The following is a 17,891-nucleotide window of genomic DNA, read 5'->3' as shown; positions in this document are numbered from 1 at the left end:
AAAATTATAAATGCTTATTTAAAATGTTAAGTATCTATAGAATGAGACATTGGTTCTATAAAAAAAGAATTTCCGCAAAAATAGGAAAACTAACAAAATTTGCTTGAGGCGGAATTGACTGTGTCCTTCATTATAATATGTATAGTAATTGGTGAAAATGTATAAATAGGAACAAATGTTACAATAGGTGGCAAATCTGAACATCCTAATGAAGTAATGAGTGTTGAATATCAATTATTCGGCTCTAAATGAATAATACCGACGCGCTAAAAGGTATTAAAACTAGTTAATAAATGAATAAAATTGTTTTTATTGGAGTTGATTACAAAAAAGGAAAAGGTGGCGTCGCTAGTGTATTGTTTCAATATTCAAAAATATTTCCTGAAGCAATATTTATTAAATCCACATCCTCAGTTAATAAAATTAGCAACTTGATACAATTTTTAATTTGTATCTCTAAGCTTTCATTTCTTTTAATTAGAAATTCTAACTTAATTATCCATATACATGGATCGTCATATCATAGTTTTTTCAGAAAGTATATCATCTATAAAATATGCAAAAGATTTTCTTGTAAAATAGTATATCATATACATGGAGGAGAATTTAATGTGTTTTATGCAAAATCATCTAAAAGAGTAAAAAGATATATTGAAGATTTTATAAACAATGCTGATCAAGTTATTTGTTTGTCAAAAGAATGGGAAATATTTTTCTTAGAAAATTTTAATCCTAAGAGAATTGATGTAGTTCCTAATATTGTCCCTTATCCTAATCTTAAAGTCAATAAATTGAATAATCTCTTTAAATTTTTATTTCTGGGCCATATTTCTGAAAACAAAGGAATTTGGTTATTACTAGATGTTATTATAGAAAATAAAAAAAAACTTCTTGGTAAATGTAAATTTCTGATAGGCGGTAATGGCGAAGTAAATAGATTACAAGAGTTAATATTAAAAAATGATTTAAACAGTTTAATAGAATATATTGGTTGGGTATCTGATGACATAAAAATCAATTACTTGAATAGTGTTAATGCTTACATTTTACCTTCTTACAACGAAGGTCTTCCAATATCTATTTTGGAAGCAATGTCATATGGTTTACCGATTTTATCTACTAACGTTGGAGGCATTCCTGAGGTAGTAAAAGAAAATGCAAACGGATATTTAATAAATCCAGGTGACAAAAAAGCATTATCAGATAAAATTTTATACATCATAGAAAAACAAAAAGAGTTTGAGTTTTTAGGAAAAAATAGCATGAAAATGGTAGAACCATACCTTCCTAAAAATGTCAAAAACATATTAAACAACTTATATAATAACATATGAATTTAGGTTTTTTTCTAAGAAATAATTTAAATTTTATGCCATATGGTATAGGTAAAATCATTTCGTTTTTGCCTTATTCTTTTAGGCCTGGAATTAGTAAAAGTTATAGAGATTCACAAAAAGAATTATTAGTATTTAATACTTTAGAAAAGAAGAAAAAAGAAGAGTATCTATTTTTTAAAATAAAAAAAATTACAATTTATGCTTATCAAAATATAGCATTTTATAAGGATTATTATAATTCATTGAATTTCAATCCTATGATGCAACTGAATTCATTCAATGATATTAAGCGCATACCAATAATCAAAAAAGAACTTTTACTTAAATACAATATTTCAGATAGGTCGGTAAACTTTACTAAAGCAGTTCAAGTAAATACTGGAGGATCAAGTGGCAAAACATTATCTTTTTTTACTCCTTCAGAAAAAATGGGTATAGAATGGGCTCATCTCCATTATATCTGGAAAAAACAAATGAAGTTTAAAGTACCTGAATTAAAGCTTATGCTTGTAGGAAGAAACGATGTTCGGAATTATGTAGATTACGATTTCGTTAGAAATAGCCTAAGATTAGATATATATAGTGATTATAATACTATATCAAAAGTATTATTAGGTAAGTATAAAAAAGTTCAAATTAAATTCCTTCATGGTTACCCAAGCGCAATATATGAACTAGCTCTTTATTGTAAGACAAATGAGCAACTCAAGGAAAGGCTTAAGAGAGATTTAAAAGGCATAATATTAAATTCTGAGTTTCCTTACGATTATTTAAGAATCACAATTGAAGAGGTTTTTGGTGTAAAAACAAATGCTTTTTATGGACACTCCGAAGGGTGTATAATAGCATATGAGATAGATAAAAATAAATATAAGCCACTTCATACTTATGGCTATGTTGAAACTGATGAAACAGAGGGAGAATCAAGTTTAATAGGAACGAATTACTACAATTTTCAATCTCCAATGATTAGATATGATACTGAAGATATTGCCTTTAATTGCGAATATAGGGACTCCTTATTAAGTTCTTTTTCGATAAAAGAAGGAAGAAGTGGTGAATATATTTTAGATAAAAAGAATAAAAAAATTCCATTGACAGGATTGATTTTTGGAAGACATCATAAATTATTTGATTACTGTGTTAGTATACAAGCAAGTCAAAGCGAAATAGGTCAAGTCGAAATTTTATACGTAATAAATCAAGACATAAATTTAAGCAAAGACTTCAATCCAATGAATTCATTTGACTCTTCTAAAGTTGATATAGAATTCACTTTTAGAGAGATACCAGAACCTGTAAAATCTATTTCGGGAAAATTTAAACTATTAATTTAAACTAATGAATTTAGATAAATCTTTTCTTAAACTAAAATCATATTGTGAATATCAGAACTTTAAAGGTTGGGATCCTTATGATGGTTTAAATTCTAAAATTTTTAATGCACTCCCATTTAAGCAATGGGATTTAGCAAGATTAGCATGGATTCAAGGGTTTAAAAGATCACCTATTAATTTTAGGAAGATTTTTTTTGTTCCAAAACAATATAATGCAAAAGGTATTGGTCTGTTCTTATCAGGTTATTGTAACCTGTATGAACTAGCTAAAAAAGGGAATAACAGTTTTGACAAGAAAGAGGAGTTTCTTGAAAAAATTATTTTCCTTGCAGATTTGTTATTAGAATTACAAAATAAACACTATTCAGGAGCATGTTGGGGATATAATTTTGATTGGCAAGCGCGTCGTCTTTTTTTATTCCCTAAAAACACACCAACGGTTGTTGCTACAACTTTTTGTGCTTCGGCATTATTTGAAGCATATGAGATTACTAAAAACGAGATTTATCTTAAAACTGCTTTAAGTTCAGCAGATTTTGTTCTGAATGACCTTGGAAGAACACCACATTTTAATGGTTTTCTTTTTTCATATAGTCCATTAAAAGGGAATAATACTGTTTATAACGCTTCATTACTTGGTGCAAAATTATTGAGTAAATGTTATAATTATACTAAGGATTCTAATCAAAAAGAAACTGCAAAAAATGCCGTAATAGCTGCTTGTGATGGACAACAAAAAGATGGTTCTTGGGTATATGGTCTTTTACCAGTGCAGTCTTGGATTGATAGTTTTCATACAGGCTACAATTTAGACGCAATAAGTACTTATCAGAATTGTACGGATGACTTTACTTTTTCAGAAAATATTGAGCGAGGCTTTAAATATTATATAGAAAATTTTTTTGAAGCTGACGGAAAACCAAAGTATTATCATAATCAAACTTATCCTATAGATATACATTGTCCTGCACAATTATTTGTAACGCTGTCGAGTCTTAACAAATTTATGAATAATAAAGGGTTAGCTAAAAAAATCATGGAATGGACAATTAATAATATGCAGGATCCTAAAGGATATTTTTATTACCAATTGAAAAAGGGGGTAAGTTCAAAAATTTCGTATATGCGCTGGAGTAATGCTTTTATGTTTAACGCTATGACTCAATTTTTAAAAGAAAATTCAAAATTATAATTATGGAATCAAGTTTTTCAAATGGCGTTAATATTTATGCCCCTCAATCTAGAATTGAACTTATAAATTATGCTGTTTTTAATCATAAAATTTTAGTTGCTGTAAACGCAGAAAAAATACTCCATGCAACTAATAAAAGTCGCTCTATTATAAACAGAAATTTAGGATATCCTGACGGAATAGGAGCGGTTTGGGCACTTCGCAAAAAAGGTTTTAAAAAAGCAGTAAAAATTCCTGGATGCGAACTTTGGTTAGATATAATTGCTGCATATCATACTACTAAAACATTTTATTTAGTTGGAGGAAAAGATGAAGTAATTGAAGCTACCGTGGTAAATTTAAAAAAAGATTTTACAGGGATTCAGATTTTAAATTACAGAAATGGTTTTTTAAAAACGGATGAAGAAAAAGAAAATCTAATAAAAGATATAGTCGAGAAACAACCTGATATTGTTTTCGTAGCAATGGGTTCTCCTAAGCAAGAATTGCTCATGGAAGAAATTCAAAAGAGACATAAAGCAACTTATCAAGGATTAGGTGGGAGTTTTGATGTGTTTACTGGTCATGTACAACGAGCACCAAAATGGTGGATAAATAACAATCTAGAATGGGCTTATCGTTTAGTATGTCAGCCTTTACGAATAAAAAGGCAAATTCATTTAATTCGATTTTTTGCTTTACTTCAGTTTAATAAGCTTTAAATAAATAAATAAATAAATAAATAAATAAATAAAATCATGAATAAATACATTTACGCATTAGCATCCATTCTCTTGCTTTTGCAATCCTGTGCTTCCAAAAAAGATATTTTATATTTTCAAGACAGCACTGAATACATATCAAGCCGTATTGAGTATACAGGTTCGTTAATACAACCGAATGATATTTTAAGTATTACTGTGGGGGCAAAAGTTCCAGAAACGGTTATTCCTTATAATATTCAACAATTAGGTACAAATAGTATGTCTAATATTGAGACAATGAAATTGCAAGGATACTTAGTATCTCCTCAAGGCACAATTGTTTTTCCTGTATTAGGTGAAATTCCTGTAGTCAATAAAAGTACCTCTGAGCTAGAACAAGAACTAAAAAATGTATTAGAGATAGGAGGTCATTTATTAAGCCCAACTGTAAGTATTCGTCTTTTAAACGCTAAAGTTACTGTACTGGGGGAGGTAAATAAGCCAGGAACATATTCTTTTACAGAGCAATACCTTACTTTACCTCAAGCTCTAGGATATGCAGGAGATTTAACTATTAATGGTAAAAGAAAAGATATAATACTTATCAGAGAATCACTAGGTATACGTACTATTAAACACCTAGATCTTACTACGACCGATTGGATGAATAATCCAGATTATACTATCAGACAGAACGATGTACTAGTAATAAATCCTAATAATTCTAAAGTAAAAACATCCGGCTATATAGGAAATGCAGCTACCATATTAACGATAGCTTCTTTGGTATTAAGTTCGGTTATTTTGTTAACACGATAATTTTGAGATGGATAAAAATATAACTAAAAATAGTTTTTTAGACTTTGACGAAAAAGAGACTACTATAAATTTTGTAGAATCATTTAAAAAATATTTGCGCTATTGGCCTTGGTTCTTGGGTGCAATGCTTCTTTCTCTTTTAATTGCATTTACATATTTACGTTATGCAGATGTTATATATACAACAGAAGCTAAAGTTAAACTTATAGATGATAAAAAGAATACTAATTTTTCTCTGGATATCTCCAAAGCATTTAGTAAATCTGCTATTAACTTAGAAAACGAAATTGCTTTGTTTAACTCATATCGTCTTTCTGAACAAGTAGTGCAGAATTTAAAATTAAATGTAATTTATATTTCAAAAGGAAAAATAAATTCTAAAATAAATTTTAATCCACCATTTGTAATCAATTATGCGCTACCACAAGATAGTTTATCAGATATAATAAGGTATGACATAAATATTACTAAAACAGGGTATACAATTTTAGACACAGATTCAGGTAAGACTTTGAAAACAAAAGGATATTGGCTTAATAAACCTCTCCCTAATTTTCCAATAACAATTCAGCCATCTGCGAATGAAAGTATAAACTCATTTGTTGACAATACGTATCAAATAATTTTAAAACCTATTAGAGTAGCAACATTAGAGCTAACTAAAGCAGTACAGGTATCCGCAATGGGAAAAGATAGTGATATCATTTCGTTAGTTTTAAAAAATTCTGATGGACAACACGCTCAAGTTATCTTGAATAATTTAATTAAAGTATTTGAAGAGGATGGAATTAAGGATAACCAACAAGTTTCCCGAAGAACAATTGATTTTGTTGATAATAGGTTTGTGTATTTAAAGCAAGAGTTAGATGCGATAGAAATATCTAAAAAGGACTATAAAACAAGTAACAATTTAAGTTTTATTCAAGAAGATGCTGGGGTGAGTATAAAAATAAAGTCTGACAAGGAACAAGCACTCTTTGATGTAGAATCTCAATTATTATTGGTTAAACTTCTTCAGGATAATTTATTTAAACAGTCTGGTTTTGATCTTTTGCCTGCTGATATTGGAGTTCAAAATGCTACTATAAATCAGTTAATTGCAGGATATAATACTTTAATATTAGAATATCAAAAACTACAAACGAGTGCGGGTAGCAATAACCCATCAGTTCAAGTTGTGTTAAGTTCTCTCAAGAATCAAAAAGATAATATTATAAATTCCATAAAAGGCTACAAGCAACAATTAGAAACTACTCGTAATCAAGGTGTATTAGCTCAGCGAACTGCAGATGGTGCTTTTTCGACGTTACCGGAGAAAGAAAAAGTATTACGTAATATAGAACGTCAGCAAAATCTAAAAGAAAACTTATATCTATTATTGCTTCAAAAAAGAGAAGAAGCTTCTATTAATCTAGCTGTTACGGTACCTAATACCAAAATTATAGATTATGCCATAACAAATAATATTCCTATTTATCCAAAAACAAGTTTTGTCTTTTTGATGGCCTTAATGTTAGGTTTATTTATTCCATTTGGCGCTTTATATCTGCTTTTTAAATTTGATAATAAAATATACAGCACTAATGATATCGAAAAAATAAACAATCATATTCCTATTCTTGGAGAATTACCTTCATTACAAGAAAATAAAAATGAAAATAATGAAGCTAATTTAGAAGTATTGGAAGCGTTTAGAACATTAGTTCATAACACCGAATTTATTACTCCATTTGATGATACTAAACAAGGAAAAATCTTTTTTGTTACTTCATCTATTAAAGGCGAGGGAAAAACTTTTGTATCATTTAATTTAGCTAATACTCTTGCTCAATTAGGCAAAAAAATACTTATTGTAGGTACAGATTTAAGAAACCCACAATTGCATAAACATTTAGATCAATCTAAACTTGACAATAAAGGATTATCTAATTATTTACATAACAGTTCATTGGAATGGCAGGATTTACTCTATAAGAATAAAACAAACGATTTTTCTTTTGATGTATTGTTATCTGGAGATATACCACCTAATCCGATACTTTTATTATCGAGTAAAAGATTTACAACTTTTGTAAATGAAATAAAAGAACTGTATGATATTATAGTTTTTGATACACCACCTACATTATTGGTTTCAGATTCATTAATTATTTCTAAATATGCAGATACAACCTTGTATGTTGTACGCTCAGGAATGACCGAGAAAAAATTAATCTCTTATTCTAGTAAACTTAATGAAGACAAAAAACTCAATAATATGGGGTATGTAATTAATGATATTGCCAGTGGTTATAATTATGGTCATAATTATGGTTATGGCAGATATGTTGAAAAGAAAACGTTATTTAAGCGTTTATTTAAGAAGTAGTTGAATCTATATTAAATATGCTTTAACCGAAAAGGTCCTCATTTATATGAGGACCTTTTTTATTTTAAGCTATAATATGTTGGAACATGATAAAGTGAAATTAATCCCTGTAAAAGATATTATTCTTCTGCATCAAATCACCAATTTTGTTCTTATTGAAGTAAATTGATTCAGTTGAAAATTGGTTCATTTGCTCTTCATTATGGATATCTGTACCTGTAAAATCATATAAATCTTTCTCGATTAAACGTTCAGCAGTTTTCTGAACTTCCCTGCCGTAGTAGCCAGTTAATGACAATAAATTAAGCTGGAAATAAACACCAAATGCTTTTAATTTTTCAAATTTATCAATATGCTTATGAAAATAAAAGTAACGTTCAGGATGCGCTATTATAATTTTATAATCTTTGCATTTTAATTCAAATAGCATTTCATACAAGTCTAATGGACAGCTTACAAGTGATAGTTCTACTAAAATGTATGAATCCTGTAAGCATAAAAGATTTTCTTTACTCAATCGTTGGATCAAAGTATTATCTAACATATATTCACTAGCATATCCTTTTAAAAAAGATTTTTCTTCTTCAGATTCTATAGCAAAATTATATGCGGTTTTTATACTTGTGGGAGTATTATTCCAATATTTAACAAAAGTGTGCGGTGTAGCTATCGCACCTGCAATATTGATTTTTTTCATGCCTGAAATAAGCATTTTAGTTTCTTCAATTGTTTTAGCCCCATCGTCAATTCCAGGTAAGAGATGGTTATGAATATCAATATAATGATTAGGTATTAAATCTTTTAAATAATAGCGGGATTTAAATAATGAAAACATATGGAATAGGTGTGTTTTTGAATAGAACTTTAAAATATTCACTATTTGAGCAATTGTATTTTGAGATAAAAAAAGGTTTTAATTATTTGTAAGACTCTCATTTAGAATATAAAGCAGTGCCGCAAAGGTAAGTTTATTTAGTTATTTTATTAAATAAGTCAAAAACATAATTCTCCTGATTTAGGACAAAATAACACTTTTTAGACTTTTTAAGATTGTAAAAATCTATCATGGTTTCATGAATCCGGTAGGACTTACTTTTTTATACTTTTTATATATTTTATTAAAATGACTTGCATCTGTAAATCCTAATTTGGCAGCTATTTCATTTACATTATGGCGACCATTTTTAAGTAATTGATCAGCAGCTTTTAATTTTGTCTGAATAATATGTTGCTGAATAGAAACTCCACTGTGTTTTTTTACATAAATACTAATATAGTTGGGGGACATGGCAAATAACTCTGCTATATTTTCAATACGCATTTTTTCAGCATCTAACGCATGTAGACGGGTATAACCTAATATTTGATTTAACTTATCAAGTTCTGTATTACTAGGGCATTGATCTCCGTGTTTAGAAGTAGAATGGCTTCTTGCAACCATCATCATTACTGCGCCAAAAAGCTCTAATACAACTTCACGACTGTAGGCACATTTTTTTGAAAATTCAATTAATAGTATTTTCAATAAGTTGCAAATATGTTCTTTATCTTCTTCATCTGTTATCAAAGTTCCATCTACAGCAGATGGATTTTGTAAAAGAACTTTAATTATTTCCATCCATTTGGCAGTTTTGCCTCCTTCAAGTTTTTCTATAAAAAGTTGCTCTGTAAATTTCACAAAAATGAAGCTTGTATTTTCTTCTATCTCAAAAGAATGGGAATCTTCTGGTCTTAATAAAAAAGCATCTCCCTCTTTATAATTGAACATGGTTTCGTTTAGAATGTGATTACCACTTCCTTTCTCTATAAAAATGAATTCATAAAAATTGTGTTTATGTGTTGGGAATTCCCATTCGTCGAGCTGTAATCTAAATACATTTAAGGAATGATAGCTACTAAAACGTTTCATATACTGATGATTAATTTATACAAAAATACAATGAAAATCTACAATATATCTTAGTTGTTAAAAAATATCTTTGCTTTTATAATCCTTTCTGTGTAAACAGAATAATAAATTAAACAATGAGTAAAAAATTAACAACAATAGCTTCTTTAATTACTACTGCTAGTTTCTTGGTAGTAAATGGGCAAGTTCAGGAAGAGAAGCCAATTTTTCATTATTCTGCAATGGACGCAATGCGAAACGGTGTTTACATAGGTGATCTTAGTATAAAATCACTTGCTGCTAAAGGAAGTTTTGGATTAGGTACTTATAATCATCTCGATGGTGAAATGATTGCTCTGGATGGTATTTTTTATCGTATAGCTTCGGATGGACGTGTTACAAAAGCAGAAGTTGAACGAGAAGTTCCATTTGCATCGGTTGCTTTTTTTAGAGCTGACAAAGAATTTGAGGTGAGTGGTATTAAAAATATTGAAATGCTCCAAAAAGAAATCATAAGTAAACTCCCATCTGCAAATAAACCGTATGCATTACGAATAGAATGTGTTTTTGAATCTATCGTAGTGGGTGGCGCAAATAAACTCGAAGACTGGGATACTACAGGTTTAGCTGAGTTAATGAAAACAAGGCCTTTATACAAAAAAGGAAATATTTCGGGAACTCTGGTTGGCTTTTATAATCCACCATCTTTTGCAGCTATCGATTTGTCACCGTTTCATTTTCACTTTATATCAAATGATAAAACATATGGGGGACATTTGGTTTCTGGAGAATTATCTTCTGTAAAAATAAAAATTAGTATAGACGAAAAATCAGGTTATGAGATTCTTTTGCCAAAGCAAAATAAAACTTTTGATAAACCCTGGCCGCAGCAAAGTAACGCCAAAAGCTCTTATTAATAATTGAAGGGAAAATCTATTTCAAATAATTAAATACAATAAAAATGATAAAATTAAAATTAACAATATTGGCAATCGCTGTAATGACTTTGATTACGAATAGTATGACAGCACAAAATACAAAAGAGATACAACATATTAAGTTTGACGATTTGGGATGGGAACAGTTGGGAGATAAATTACAACGAAAATATGTATATGGAGAGCAAGGAATGCTAGCTTTATTTAAGATGGATAAAGGAGCAAAAGTACCTTTGCACCAGCATCCCAATGAACAAACATCTTATATTACAAAAGGAAGTGTAAAAGTAACTATGCAAGGCAAAGATTATATCGTTAAGGCTGGAGAAGTACTTATAATTCCAGGGAATATACCACACCAATTTGAATGTCTTGAAGACGGAACACTAGATGTTGACTTTTTTGCTCCTCCTCGTAAAGACTGGATAGAAGGTACTGCAAGTTATTTTGGGAACGCTAATAAAACTAATAACAATCTAGAAGTTGTAGCAGCAATGGATATACGTCCGGGGGATGTAGCTGTATCGGCAGAAGGTCGTGTTTTTGCAACTATACACCCGCTAGGAAGTCAAAAAATACAATTGGTAGAAATTGTAAATGGTAAAGCAATTCCTTATCCATCTGAAAATTTTCAGAAGAATGGAAAAAAAGCTACTGATGCTACATTTGATGCTATGCTAGGACTTATTTTTGATAAAAACAATCAATTATGGGTTATCGATATGGGACTTGAACTTGGTAAAACAAGGCTTTGGGCTTTTGATATTAGCAAAAATAAAGTAACTCAAAAAATCGAATTACCTTCATCTGTAGCTCCCAAAGGAACTTTTACTCAAGATGTAGCAATAGATGAAAAGAATGGTTTTGCTTATTTGGCCGATATTGCCAATCCGGGAATTATTGTACTGAATTTAAAAACTAAAAATGTTCGTAGATTTAGTGGACATACTTCATTGCAAGCAGAAGATAAAGACATGATTATTAAAGGTAAAGTAACACATTTTGGCGGTAAACCTGCTCGTGTGGCAATTGATCCAATTACGCTTTCGAATGATCGAGAAACTATATTTTTTGGAGCTATGAATGGTTCTTCTTGGTATAAAGTGTCTGCAAAACTGTTAAGAGATGGTAAAAGTGATGCCGTAATTGGTAATTCGATAGAAAGAGTTGGAAGCAAACCTTTTAGTGATGGAGCAATTACGGATGCAGATGGCAATCATTATTTTACTAACTTGCAAGAACATGCTATTACGAAACTAGATGCTAAAGGTAAATTAACCAATATTATACAAGATAGTGAAAGAATATTATGGCCTGATAATGTTTACCAAGGTCCAGATGGCTGGATGTACATTTCAGTAAACCAACTTGATAGTTCGCCTGCATTTACAGGAGCTGGTGATGAGGGCAAACCACCTTATTATATTTATCGTTTTAAAAAATAGACTAATTAAATACTTAAAAGCAACTATGTTTACATTCTTCAAGATTTCTGTTTATACGGCTGTAGTAGCTTTTTTTATACTAAGTTTAATTACGCTTAGTGATGTTTTTATTCATAGTAATCAACTTCGTTTTTATGTATTGACTGTTATAGCAGCAGTGATATTTTTTGCGATAGCTTTTACGGGAATTATCATCTATAAAAATTTCAAAAATATCTATGAATACATTTCAAAAGATAATGAACAAAATTTAGCAAAAGGATCTATTCGAAAGTTGTTAATAATTTTTGGATTAATAGCAATTGCAATTACGCTATTTACATGCTCACTTTGCATGGGATTATTAGAGAGAATGAATAGCGGAACAGCTTTATTTGGGTAACAAAAATCCCAATTAATATAAACTTACTTATACTAGTTTAGGTAAAAGAAAGCACCCAATAATTTTTTATAATTTTATTGTGTGCTTTTCTTTTTATATAGATTATTAAATCAACGTATGCCATTTAATTATAAGTGATTATGATTTTGTTTACTTGTTGTTAATATTCAAATTTAATATGAAATTGTATTCTATAAAGATTATAAAAACAAATCTAACAGGTTAATCGAAATTTACAAACATTCAATGATATTTTACAACAAAACAGCTGTAGAACCATATTAACTTTGTTAAAAATTTTAAACTTATAAAAAATGAATTCAACTTTTTTCAAAACAATAATAACTTCAATTTTCATGATGTTATTTTTATCATTTAATGCACAGACAAAAAAAGAAAACACTACTAAAAATTGGCCAAATGGAGCTCAATTAGTAATTTCAGTATCCATGCAATTCGAAACAGGAGGCCAACCAGAAGGTGCAGAAAGTCCGTTTTCTGGAAGTCCACTACCCAAAGGACAACCAGATTTACCTGCCGAAAGTTGGTTTCGCTATGGAGCAAATGAAGGGATTTACAGAATGCTGGATTTATGGAAGAAATACGATATTAAAGTTACTTCGCATGTAGTAGGTGAAGCTGCTGTACAATATCCCGAAATTGCAAAAGCTATTGCAAATGGTGGTCATGAAATCGCAGCTCATGGAATGTCATGGAGTAATCAATGGAATATGAGTTATGCTGATGAATTAGCATTTGTAAAAAAAGGGATTGATACTGTAGAATCTATTACTGGTAAAAGGGGAGTTGGATATAATGCAAACTGGTTACGCAGAAGTCCAAACACTCTAAAAGTATTGCAAGAACTTGGTTTTTTATATCATATCGATGATTTAAGTCGTGATGAACCTTTTATCACTAAAGTAAATGGGAAAAACTTTGTCGTAATGCCATATACACTTCGTAATAATGATATTGTAAATGTAGAGGGTAAACATTGGAGTCCAGATCAATTTTTGGCTCAATTAAAAATGGAATTTGACCAACTTTATGAAGAAGGAGCTACCAAAAGAAGAATGATGTCTATTAGTTTTCATGACAGAATAGGCGGAACTCCAGCGATGGTTAAAGCAATGGATACCTTTATTCAATATACAAAAACTAAAAAAGGAGTCGTATTTATGAGAAAGGATGATATCGCTAAGATGGTTCAAAATGATCCTAAAACGCCTATCGATAATGCCGAAGAAAAGTTTAATAACTAATTATAATTTCCATGCACATTGATCATACTACCATTCGAACAAGGGATATAGACAATACAAAAAAGTTCTTTATTTCTGTATTTGATTTAAAAGAAGGGAAACGCCCCGATGTGATCGAAAAATCTATTCCTGGTTATTGGTTATATGAAGGAAATGACCCAATAGTTCATGTCATTCAATCTAATTTAAGATTTCAGCAAAGTAGTAATTATGCTGCAGAAGCAATAGATCATACTGCGTTTTTTATGAATGGATATGAAAAATTTAAGTCAAAATTAGATTCACTAGCTGTGGATTATAGCACAATGGAATTAAAGGATATTAATGAAAAAAGAATCTTTTTGCATACTCCGACAGGAGTTTTGCTCGAAGCTGTTTTTAGAAATGAATAATAAATAAAACAATTAAAATTATGAAAGCAATAGGATTTAAAACATCACTACCAATAACTGAACAAAATAGTTTTTTAGAATTTGAAACTGCTAAACCTATACCAGGTGCAAATGATTTATTGGTAAAAATCAATGCGGTATCTGTAAATCCAGTAGATTTTAAAATTCGCCAGAATAGTGCTGTAAATACAGTTTTAGAAACTCCAAAAATTATCGGCTGGGATGCTGTAGGTATAGTAGAAGCTGTTGGTGAAAATGCAAACTTATTTAAAGTTGGCGACGAAGTATATTATGCAGGAGATATTACGAAACAAGGTAGCAATGCAGAATATCAAATTATAGATGAGCGCATTGTAGGCAGAAAACCAAAATCTTTTACGAATGCAGAAGCTGCCGTTATACCTTTAACAGGTTTAACAGCTTGGGAAATACTTTTCGACCGCATTCGTATTAATCCTGAAAAGGATAAAGGTAAAACGGTTTTAATAATTGGAGGGGCAGGAGGAGTTGGTTCTATTGCCATACAATTGGCTAAAAAAATAGCAGGTTTAACTGTTATCGCCACAGCATCTCGTCCGGAAACTATTGCTTGGTGCAAAGAGCAAGGAGCCGATTATGTGGTTAATCATAAAAACTTGATTTCTGCTGTTAGGGAATTAGGATTCGAAAATGTTGATTTCATTCTCGATTTTGTTGATACAAATTTTTATTGGGATATTATGGTGGAGCTTATTAAACCTCAAGGACATATTGCTTCTATTACCGGAAGCAGTGACCCTGTTGCCTTGAATAAATTAAAGAACAAAAGCGTTTCGTTTTCATGGGAATTGATGTACACCCGTTCTATGTTTCAAACAAATGATATACAAGAACAACATAATATTCTCAATAAAATAGCTGATTTATTAGATAATGGAATACTCAAAACTACTTTGAATGAAACATTAACTGGTCTTACGGCTGATAATTTAAAAAAGGCGCATCAACTATTGGAATCTGGAAAAACAATAGGAAAGATTGCTATTGAATTTTAAATTAAAAGATAAACATGCAAGCTACAATAATAAATCCTGCAGGAACCTGGGAACTGTGGACTAATGAATTACGCGATGAACTTAATAATGCTGAAAACAATAGGACAGTAGGTGAAAAATTAGTTTTTGAAAATAAAGAATTTAAAGTTTGGACTATTCATTTACCTGCAGGAAAAGAACTTCCGTTTCATAAACATTGTTTACGCTATTTCTGGACAGCACTCTCATCTGGCAAATCTATTTCTTACTATAATGATGGTTCTGTAAAGGAAATAATTTATGAAAAAGGAGATACAGTTTATTTTGATAAGCTTAATGAAGAGAATTTTTTCGTTCATAATTTAAAAAATACTGGAGAAACAACATTGATTTTTTCAACAGTAGAATTCAAAAAATAAATTACAATTCTAAATTGACATAAAAATGAATTATCAAGAATTATTTCAGAAATATAACTTAAAAGGAATCGAATTACAAAACCGTTTTTTAATGGCTCCTATGACACGTTCTAGAGCTACACAACCTGGAGATGTTCCTAATGTATTAATGGCAGAATATTATGCTCAAAGGAGTATGGCAGGTATTATAATTACCGAAGCAACGCAAATTTCTATGCAGGGTATGGGATATGCAAAAACTCCAGGGATATATAGCCAGGAACAAATAGAAGGATGGAAACTAACAACAGATGCTGTACACAAAAAAGGAGGCAAAATATTTCTTCAATTATGGCATGTAGGCAGGGTAAGCAGTTCTAAAGTAAATGGATTGCAACCTATTGCTCCTTCGGCTTTACTGGCACAAAATACCAATGTTTATATTTTTGATGGTGCTCCAAATGGGGATGCTACTTTTATACCTGTAGAAAAACCTAGAGAAATGACTAAAATTGATATCGATAACGTAATCCAGGAATTTGTTCAGGGGGCTAAAAATGCTATCGAAGCAGGTTTTGATGGTGTAGAGATTCATGGAGCAAACGGCTATTTAATCGACCAGTTTTTAAGAAGTAATAGTAATAAAAGAACCGACAAATATGGAGGCTCGAAAGAAAATAGAATCCGATTATTAATTGAAATTTCTAAAGCAGTAGTATCAGCTATTGGAAAAGAAAAAACAGGAGTAAGGCTTTCTCCTTTTATAAGCTTTAAAGATATGAATGATCCTGAGATTCTGGAAACTATTATGTTAGCTTCGGAGGAGTTGAATAAATTAGATATTGCGTACATTCATCTTTGTGAAGCCGATTGGGATGATGCTCCACAAATTTCAAATGATTTCAGGAAAGAACTTAGAGCTAAATTTAAAAATACAATTATAGCCACTGGTAATAAAACCCCTCAAGAAGGTGAAAAATTAATAGAAAACAATTTGGTTGATTTAATTGGCTTTGGAAGAAAATTTCTTACGAATCCCGATTATCCAAAAAGAGTCAAATTAGATACATCGCTAAATGAAATATCAGATAATCATACTTTATTTGGTGGCGGTACAGGAAGAGGTTACACAGATTATCCTTTTATGGGGTAAAACCTTAATTTAAGAAAAATTTAACTTGCGCAATCGATTGATAAAACTAGTGCTTACCTACGATTAATATGGGTTTATATTGGATTTAAATAAAAAAATAATTATTTTTATAGTATCAATTTATCTACAAATAACATTTTTTTTAACAATTGTATACGCGACTATTGTCTTGATTAAAGATTTTGCTTTATGCATTTAGATTGGTTTTAATTCTTAAAAATTTAATCTTTGAAAAAATGAAAATTCTTATTTTAAAAAAAATCACTTTTTTTATAATCCTTTTTTGCAGTGTAATTACCATGTCTGCTCAGGATAAAGTTGATACTGTTATTATGGTAAATGGAGAAAAAAGAGAAGGCAAAGTTGTATCGGTTAAAGATAATGCCATTAAGTTTATATTTAAGGGAGAATCCCTAGAATATGAGTTTAAAAAGGCAGATATAAATGTAATCGTATTTGCCAGCGGAAGAACGGAAGTAGTTAATAAAACGGCTGGTTCCGAAACAATTTCACCAGTTTCTACATCTACAGATCGCAGAGGGAGAATAGCTATATTGCCTTTTGAGTTCATATCTAATGATCCTTCACTTAATGTTAATTCGATGGCTGAGCAGTTGCAAGCAGAAGGATATTTGTCTGTTAAAGACAATACTTATGGTTTAGACTTGCAAGATCCTATTACAACAAATAGTATATTGGCTAAGAATAAAATTACACATGCTAATTTAAAATCGATAACTCCACAGGAAATGGCCGTATTACTAGGGGTTGAAAATGTTTTATACGGAATTGCCACTGTAACTAATAAAGGAACTTCGTCTTACGGAAGTGGTGTTTCTAGTTATAATGATAAAGAAACCCAAAATAAAGAGGGACGAAAAGAAACTACTAAATCATCAGGTTCAGCATATAACTCTAATAATGCCACAACAATGATTAATTATGAAACTAAAATTAATCTGAATATTTATAACGATAAAGGATCTAACTTATACTCGGAATCTAGAAATTCTTTTGGAACCGGATTCGATGCTTACCACGCTACAATCAATTATCTTATAAAGCGTTGTCCGTTTGGATCTAAAGCAAAACATTAATAATTGATAATTGATAATTGATAATTGATAAAAAAGAGCGCTAAAGCGCTCTTTTTTATCAATTCAGAACCTCAGAACCTCAGAACCTCAGAACCTCAGAACCTCAGAACCTCAGAACCTCAGAACCTCAGAACCTCAGAACCTCAGAACCTCAGAACCTCAGAACCTCAGAACCTCAGAACCT

The 17,891-nt window shown here is 30.3% G+C and carries 17 protein-coding genes; 15 read left to right on the top strand and 2 right to left on the bottom strand.

The window, feature by feature from the left end; genetic code table 11:
* Positions 1–293: 293 nt before the first annotated feature.
* The 6 genes from OA93_RS16795 to OA93_RS16770 are packed head-to-tail and all read left to right on the top strand — an operon-like array spanning position 294 to position 7,736.
* Positions 294–1,334, top strand: a complete 1,041-nt coding sequence (locus OA93_RS16795) for a glycosyltransferase family 4 protein (RefSeq protein ID WP_052259489.1) — start codon at positions 294–296, stop codon at positions 1,332–1,334.
* Positions 1,331–2,674: a hypothetical protein gene (locus tag OA93_RS16790; protein ID WP_039114659.1), complete on the top strand. Its 1,344-nt coding sequence runs from the start codon at positions 1,331–1,333 to the stop codon at positions 2,672–2,674. Before OA93_RS16795 ends, OA93_RS16790 begins: the two co-directional genes overlap by 4 nt.
* Before the next feature lie 4 nt (positions 2,675–2,678).
* Positions 2,679–3,866, top strand: coding sequence for a hypothetical protein (locus OA93_RS16785; RefSeq protein WP_039114658.1), 1,188 nt, complete (start codon positions 2,679–2,681; stop codon positions 3,864–3,866).
* Positions 3,867–3,868: 2 nt separating this feature from the next.
* The gene (locus OA93_RS16780; RefSeq protein WP_039114656.1) at positions 3,869–4,567 is read left to right on the top strand and encodes a WecB/TagA/CpsF family glycosyltransferase; all 699 of its coding nucleotides are present in this window, start codon (positions 3,869–3,871) and stop codon (positions 4,565–4,567) included.
* A gap of 36 nt (positions 4,568–4,603) precedes the next feature.
* Positions 4,604–5,368, top strand: coding sequence for a polysaccharide biosynthesis/export family protein (locus OA93_RS16775; protein ID WP_039114655.1), 765 nt, complete (start codon positions 4,604–4,606; stop codon positions 5,366–5,368).
* A gap of 7 nt (positions 5,369–5,375) precedes the next feature.
* Positions 5,376–7,736: a tyrosine-protein kinase family protein gene (locus tag OA93_RS16770; protein WP_039114654.1), complete on the top strand. Its 2,361-nt coding sequence runs from the start codon at positions 5,376–5,378 to the stop codon at positions 7,734–7,736.
* Between the two features lie 100 nt (positions 7,737–7,836).
* Here OA93_RS16770 and OA93_RS16765 read toward each other — a convergent pair whose 3' ends face one another.
* Positions 7,837–8,571, bottom strand: coding sequence for a CpsB/CapC family capsule biosynthesis tyrosine phosphatase (locus tag OA93_RS16765; protein WP_039114652.1), 735 nt, complete (start codon positions 8,569–8,571; stop codon positions 7,837–7,839).
* Between the two features lie 228 nt (positions 8,572–8,799).
* Positions 8,800–9,645: an AraC family transcriptional regulator gene (locus tag OA93_RS16760; protein ID WP_039114651.1), complete on the bottom strand. Its 846-nt coding sequence runs from the start codon at positions 9,643–9,645 to the stop codon at positions 8,800–8,802.
* Positions 9,646–9,761: 116 nt separating this feature from the next.
* On the opposite strand from OA93_RS16760, the gene OA93_RS16755 reads away from it, so the two are divergent.
* From OA93_RS16755 to OA93_RS16715, 9 genes are all read left to right on the top strand, one after another.
* Positions 9,762–10,541 carry an acetolactate decarboxylase gene (locus tag OA93_RS16755; RefSeq protein ID WP_052259488.1) on the top strand — a complete coding sequence of 260 codons (780 nt, stop codon included), beginning with the start codon at positions 9,762–9,764 and terminating at the stop codon, positions 10,539–10,541.
* Between the two features lie 44 nt (positions 10,542–10,585).
* A complete protein-coding gene (locus OA93_RS16750; RefSeq protein WP_052259487.1) occupies positions 10,586–12,007 on the top strand; it encodes an L-dopachrome tautomerase-related protein in 1,422 nt (473 codons plus the stop codon).
* A 25-nt stretch (positions 12,008–12,032) separates the two neighbouring features.
* A complete protein-coding gene (locus OA93_RS16745) occupies positions 12,033–12,389 on the top strand; it encodes a hypothetical protein (RefSeq protein WP_131474496.1) in 357 nt (118 codons plus the stop codon).
* 314 nt (positions 12,390–12,703) lie between these two features.
* The gene (locus OA93_RS16740) at positions 12,704–13,654 is read left to right on the top strand and encodes a polysaccharide deacetylase family protein (protein WP_039114649.1); all 951 of its coding nucleotides are present in this window, start codon (positions 12,704–12,706) and stop codon (positions 13,652–13,654) included.
* A gap of 11 nt (positions 13,655–13,665) precedes the next feature.
* On the top strand, positions 13,666–14,046 hold the full coding sequence (locus OA93_RS16735) for a hypothetical protein (RefSeq protein WP_039114647.1): 381 nt from the start codon (positions 13,666–13,668) through the stop codon (positions 14,044–14,046).
* Positions 14,047–14,066: 20 nt separating this feature from the next.
* Positions 14,067–15,080 (top strand): zinc-binding alcohol dehydrogenase family protein, encoded by a 1,014-nt coding sequence (locus OA93_RS16730; protein WP_039114645.1) that lies wholly within the window; start codon positions 14,067–14,069, stop codon positions 15,078–15,080.
* A 14-nt stretch (positions 15,081–15,094) separates the two neighbouring features.
* Positions 15,095–15,478, top strand: coding sequence for a hypothetical protein (locus OA93_RS16725; RefSeq protein WP_052259486.1), 384 nt, complete (start codon positions 15,095–15,097; stop codon positions 15,476–15,478).
* A gap of 25 nt (positions 15,479–15,503) precedes the next feature.
* Entirely contained in the window at positions 15,504–16,610 is a 1,107-nt protein-coding gene (locus tag OA93_RS16720; RefSeq protein WP_039114643.1) for an alkene reductase, read from the top strand.
* A 236-nt stretch (positions 16,611–16,846) separates the two neighbouring features.
* Positions 16,847–17,707, top strand: a complete 861-nt coding sequence (locus OA93_RS16715; protein WP_131450977.1) for a hypothetical protein — start codon at positions 16,847–16,849, stop codon at positions 17,705–17,707.
* Positions 17,708–17,891 lie beyond the last annotated feature (184 nt).

The sequence above is a fragment of the Flavobacterium sp. KMS genome, from assembly GCF_000813005.1.
GTDB lineage: Bacteria > Bacteroidota > Bacteroidia > Flavobacteriales > Flavobacteriaceae > Flavobacterium.
The sequence above is the reverse complement of the archived record's forward strand: the minus strand, read 5'-3'. Positions and strand labels throughout refer to the sequence as shown.

What these genes read in the sequence shown, in the direction of transcription:
- OA93_RS16795 (WP_052259489.1), top strand. Translation starts at nt 294, where the DNA reads ATGAATAAAATTGTTTTTATTGGAGTTGATTACAAAAAAGGAAAAGGT.
- OA93_RS16790 (WP_039114659.1), top strand. Translation starts at nt 1,331, where the DNA reads ATGAATTTAGGTTTTTTTCTAAGAAATAATTTAAATTTTATGCCATAT.
- OA93_RS16785 (WP_039114658.1), top strand. Translation starts at nt 2,679, where the DNA reads ATGAATTTAGATAAATCTTTTCTTAAACTAAAATCATATTGTGAATAT.
- OA93_RS16780 (WP_039114656.1), top strand. Translation starts at nt 3,869, where the DNA reads ATGGAATCAAGTTTTTCAAATGGCGTTAATATTTATGCCCCTCAATCT.
- OA93_RS16775 (WP_039114655.1), top strand. Translation starts at nt 4,604, where the DNA reads ATGAATAAATACATTTACGCATTAGCATCCATTCTCTTGCTTTTGCAA.
- OA93_RS16770 (WP_039114654.1), top strand. Translation starts at nt 5,376, where the DNA reads ATGGATAAAAATATAACTAAAAATAGTTTTTTAGACTTTGACGAAAAA.
- OA93_RS16765 (WP_039114652.1), bottom strand. Translation starts at nt 8,571, where the DNA reads ATGTTTTCATTATTTAAATCCCGCTATTATTTAAAAGATTTAATACCT.
- OA93_RS16760 (WP_039114651.1), bottom strand. Translation starts at nt 9,645, where the DNA reads ATGAAACGTTTTAGTAGCTATCATTCCTTAAATGTATTTAGATTACAG.
- OA93_RS16755 (WP_052259488.1), top strand. Translation starts at nt 9,762, where the DNA reads ATGAGTAAAAAATTAACAACAATAGCTTCTTTAATTACTACTGCTAGT.
- OA93_RS16750 (WP_052259487.1), top strand. Translation starts at nt 10,586, where the DNA reads ATGATAAAATTAAAATTAACAATATTGGCAATCGCTGTAATGACTTTG.
- OA93_RS16745 (WP_131474496.1), top strand. Translation starts at nt 12,033, where the DNA reads ATGTTTACATTCTTCAAGATTTCTGTTTATACGGCTGTAGTAGCTTTT.
- OA93_RS16740 (WP_039114649.1), top strand. Translation starts at nt 12,704, where the DNA reads ATGAATTCAACTTTTTTCAAAACAATAATAACTTCAATTTTCATGATG.
- OA93_RS16735 (WP_039114647.1), top strand. Translation starts at nt 13,666, where the DNA reads ATGCACATTGATCATACTACCATTCGAACAAGGGATATAGACAATACA.
- OA93_RS16730 (WP_039114645.1), top strand. Translation starts at nt 14,067, where the DNA reads ATGAAAGCAATAGGATTTAAAACATCACTACCAATAACTGAACAAAAT.
- OA93_RS16725 (WP_052259486.1), top strand. Translation starts at nt 15,095, where the DNA reads ATGCAAGCTACAATAATAAATCCTGCAGGAACCTGGGAACTGTGGACT.
- OA93_RS16720 (WP_039114643.1), top strand. Translation starts at nt 15,504, where the DNA reads ATGAATTATCAAGAATTATTTCAGAAATATAACTTAAAAGGAATCGAA.
- OA93_RS16715 (WP_131450977.1), top strand. Translation starts at nt 16,847, where the DNA reads ATGAAAATTCTTATTTTAAAAAAAATCACTTTTTTTATAATCCTTTTT.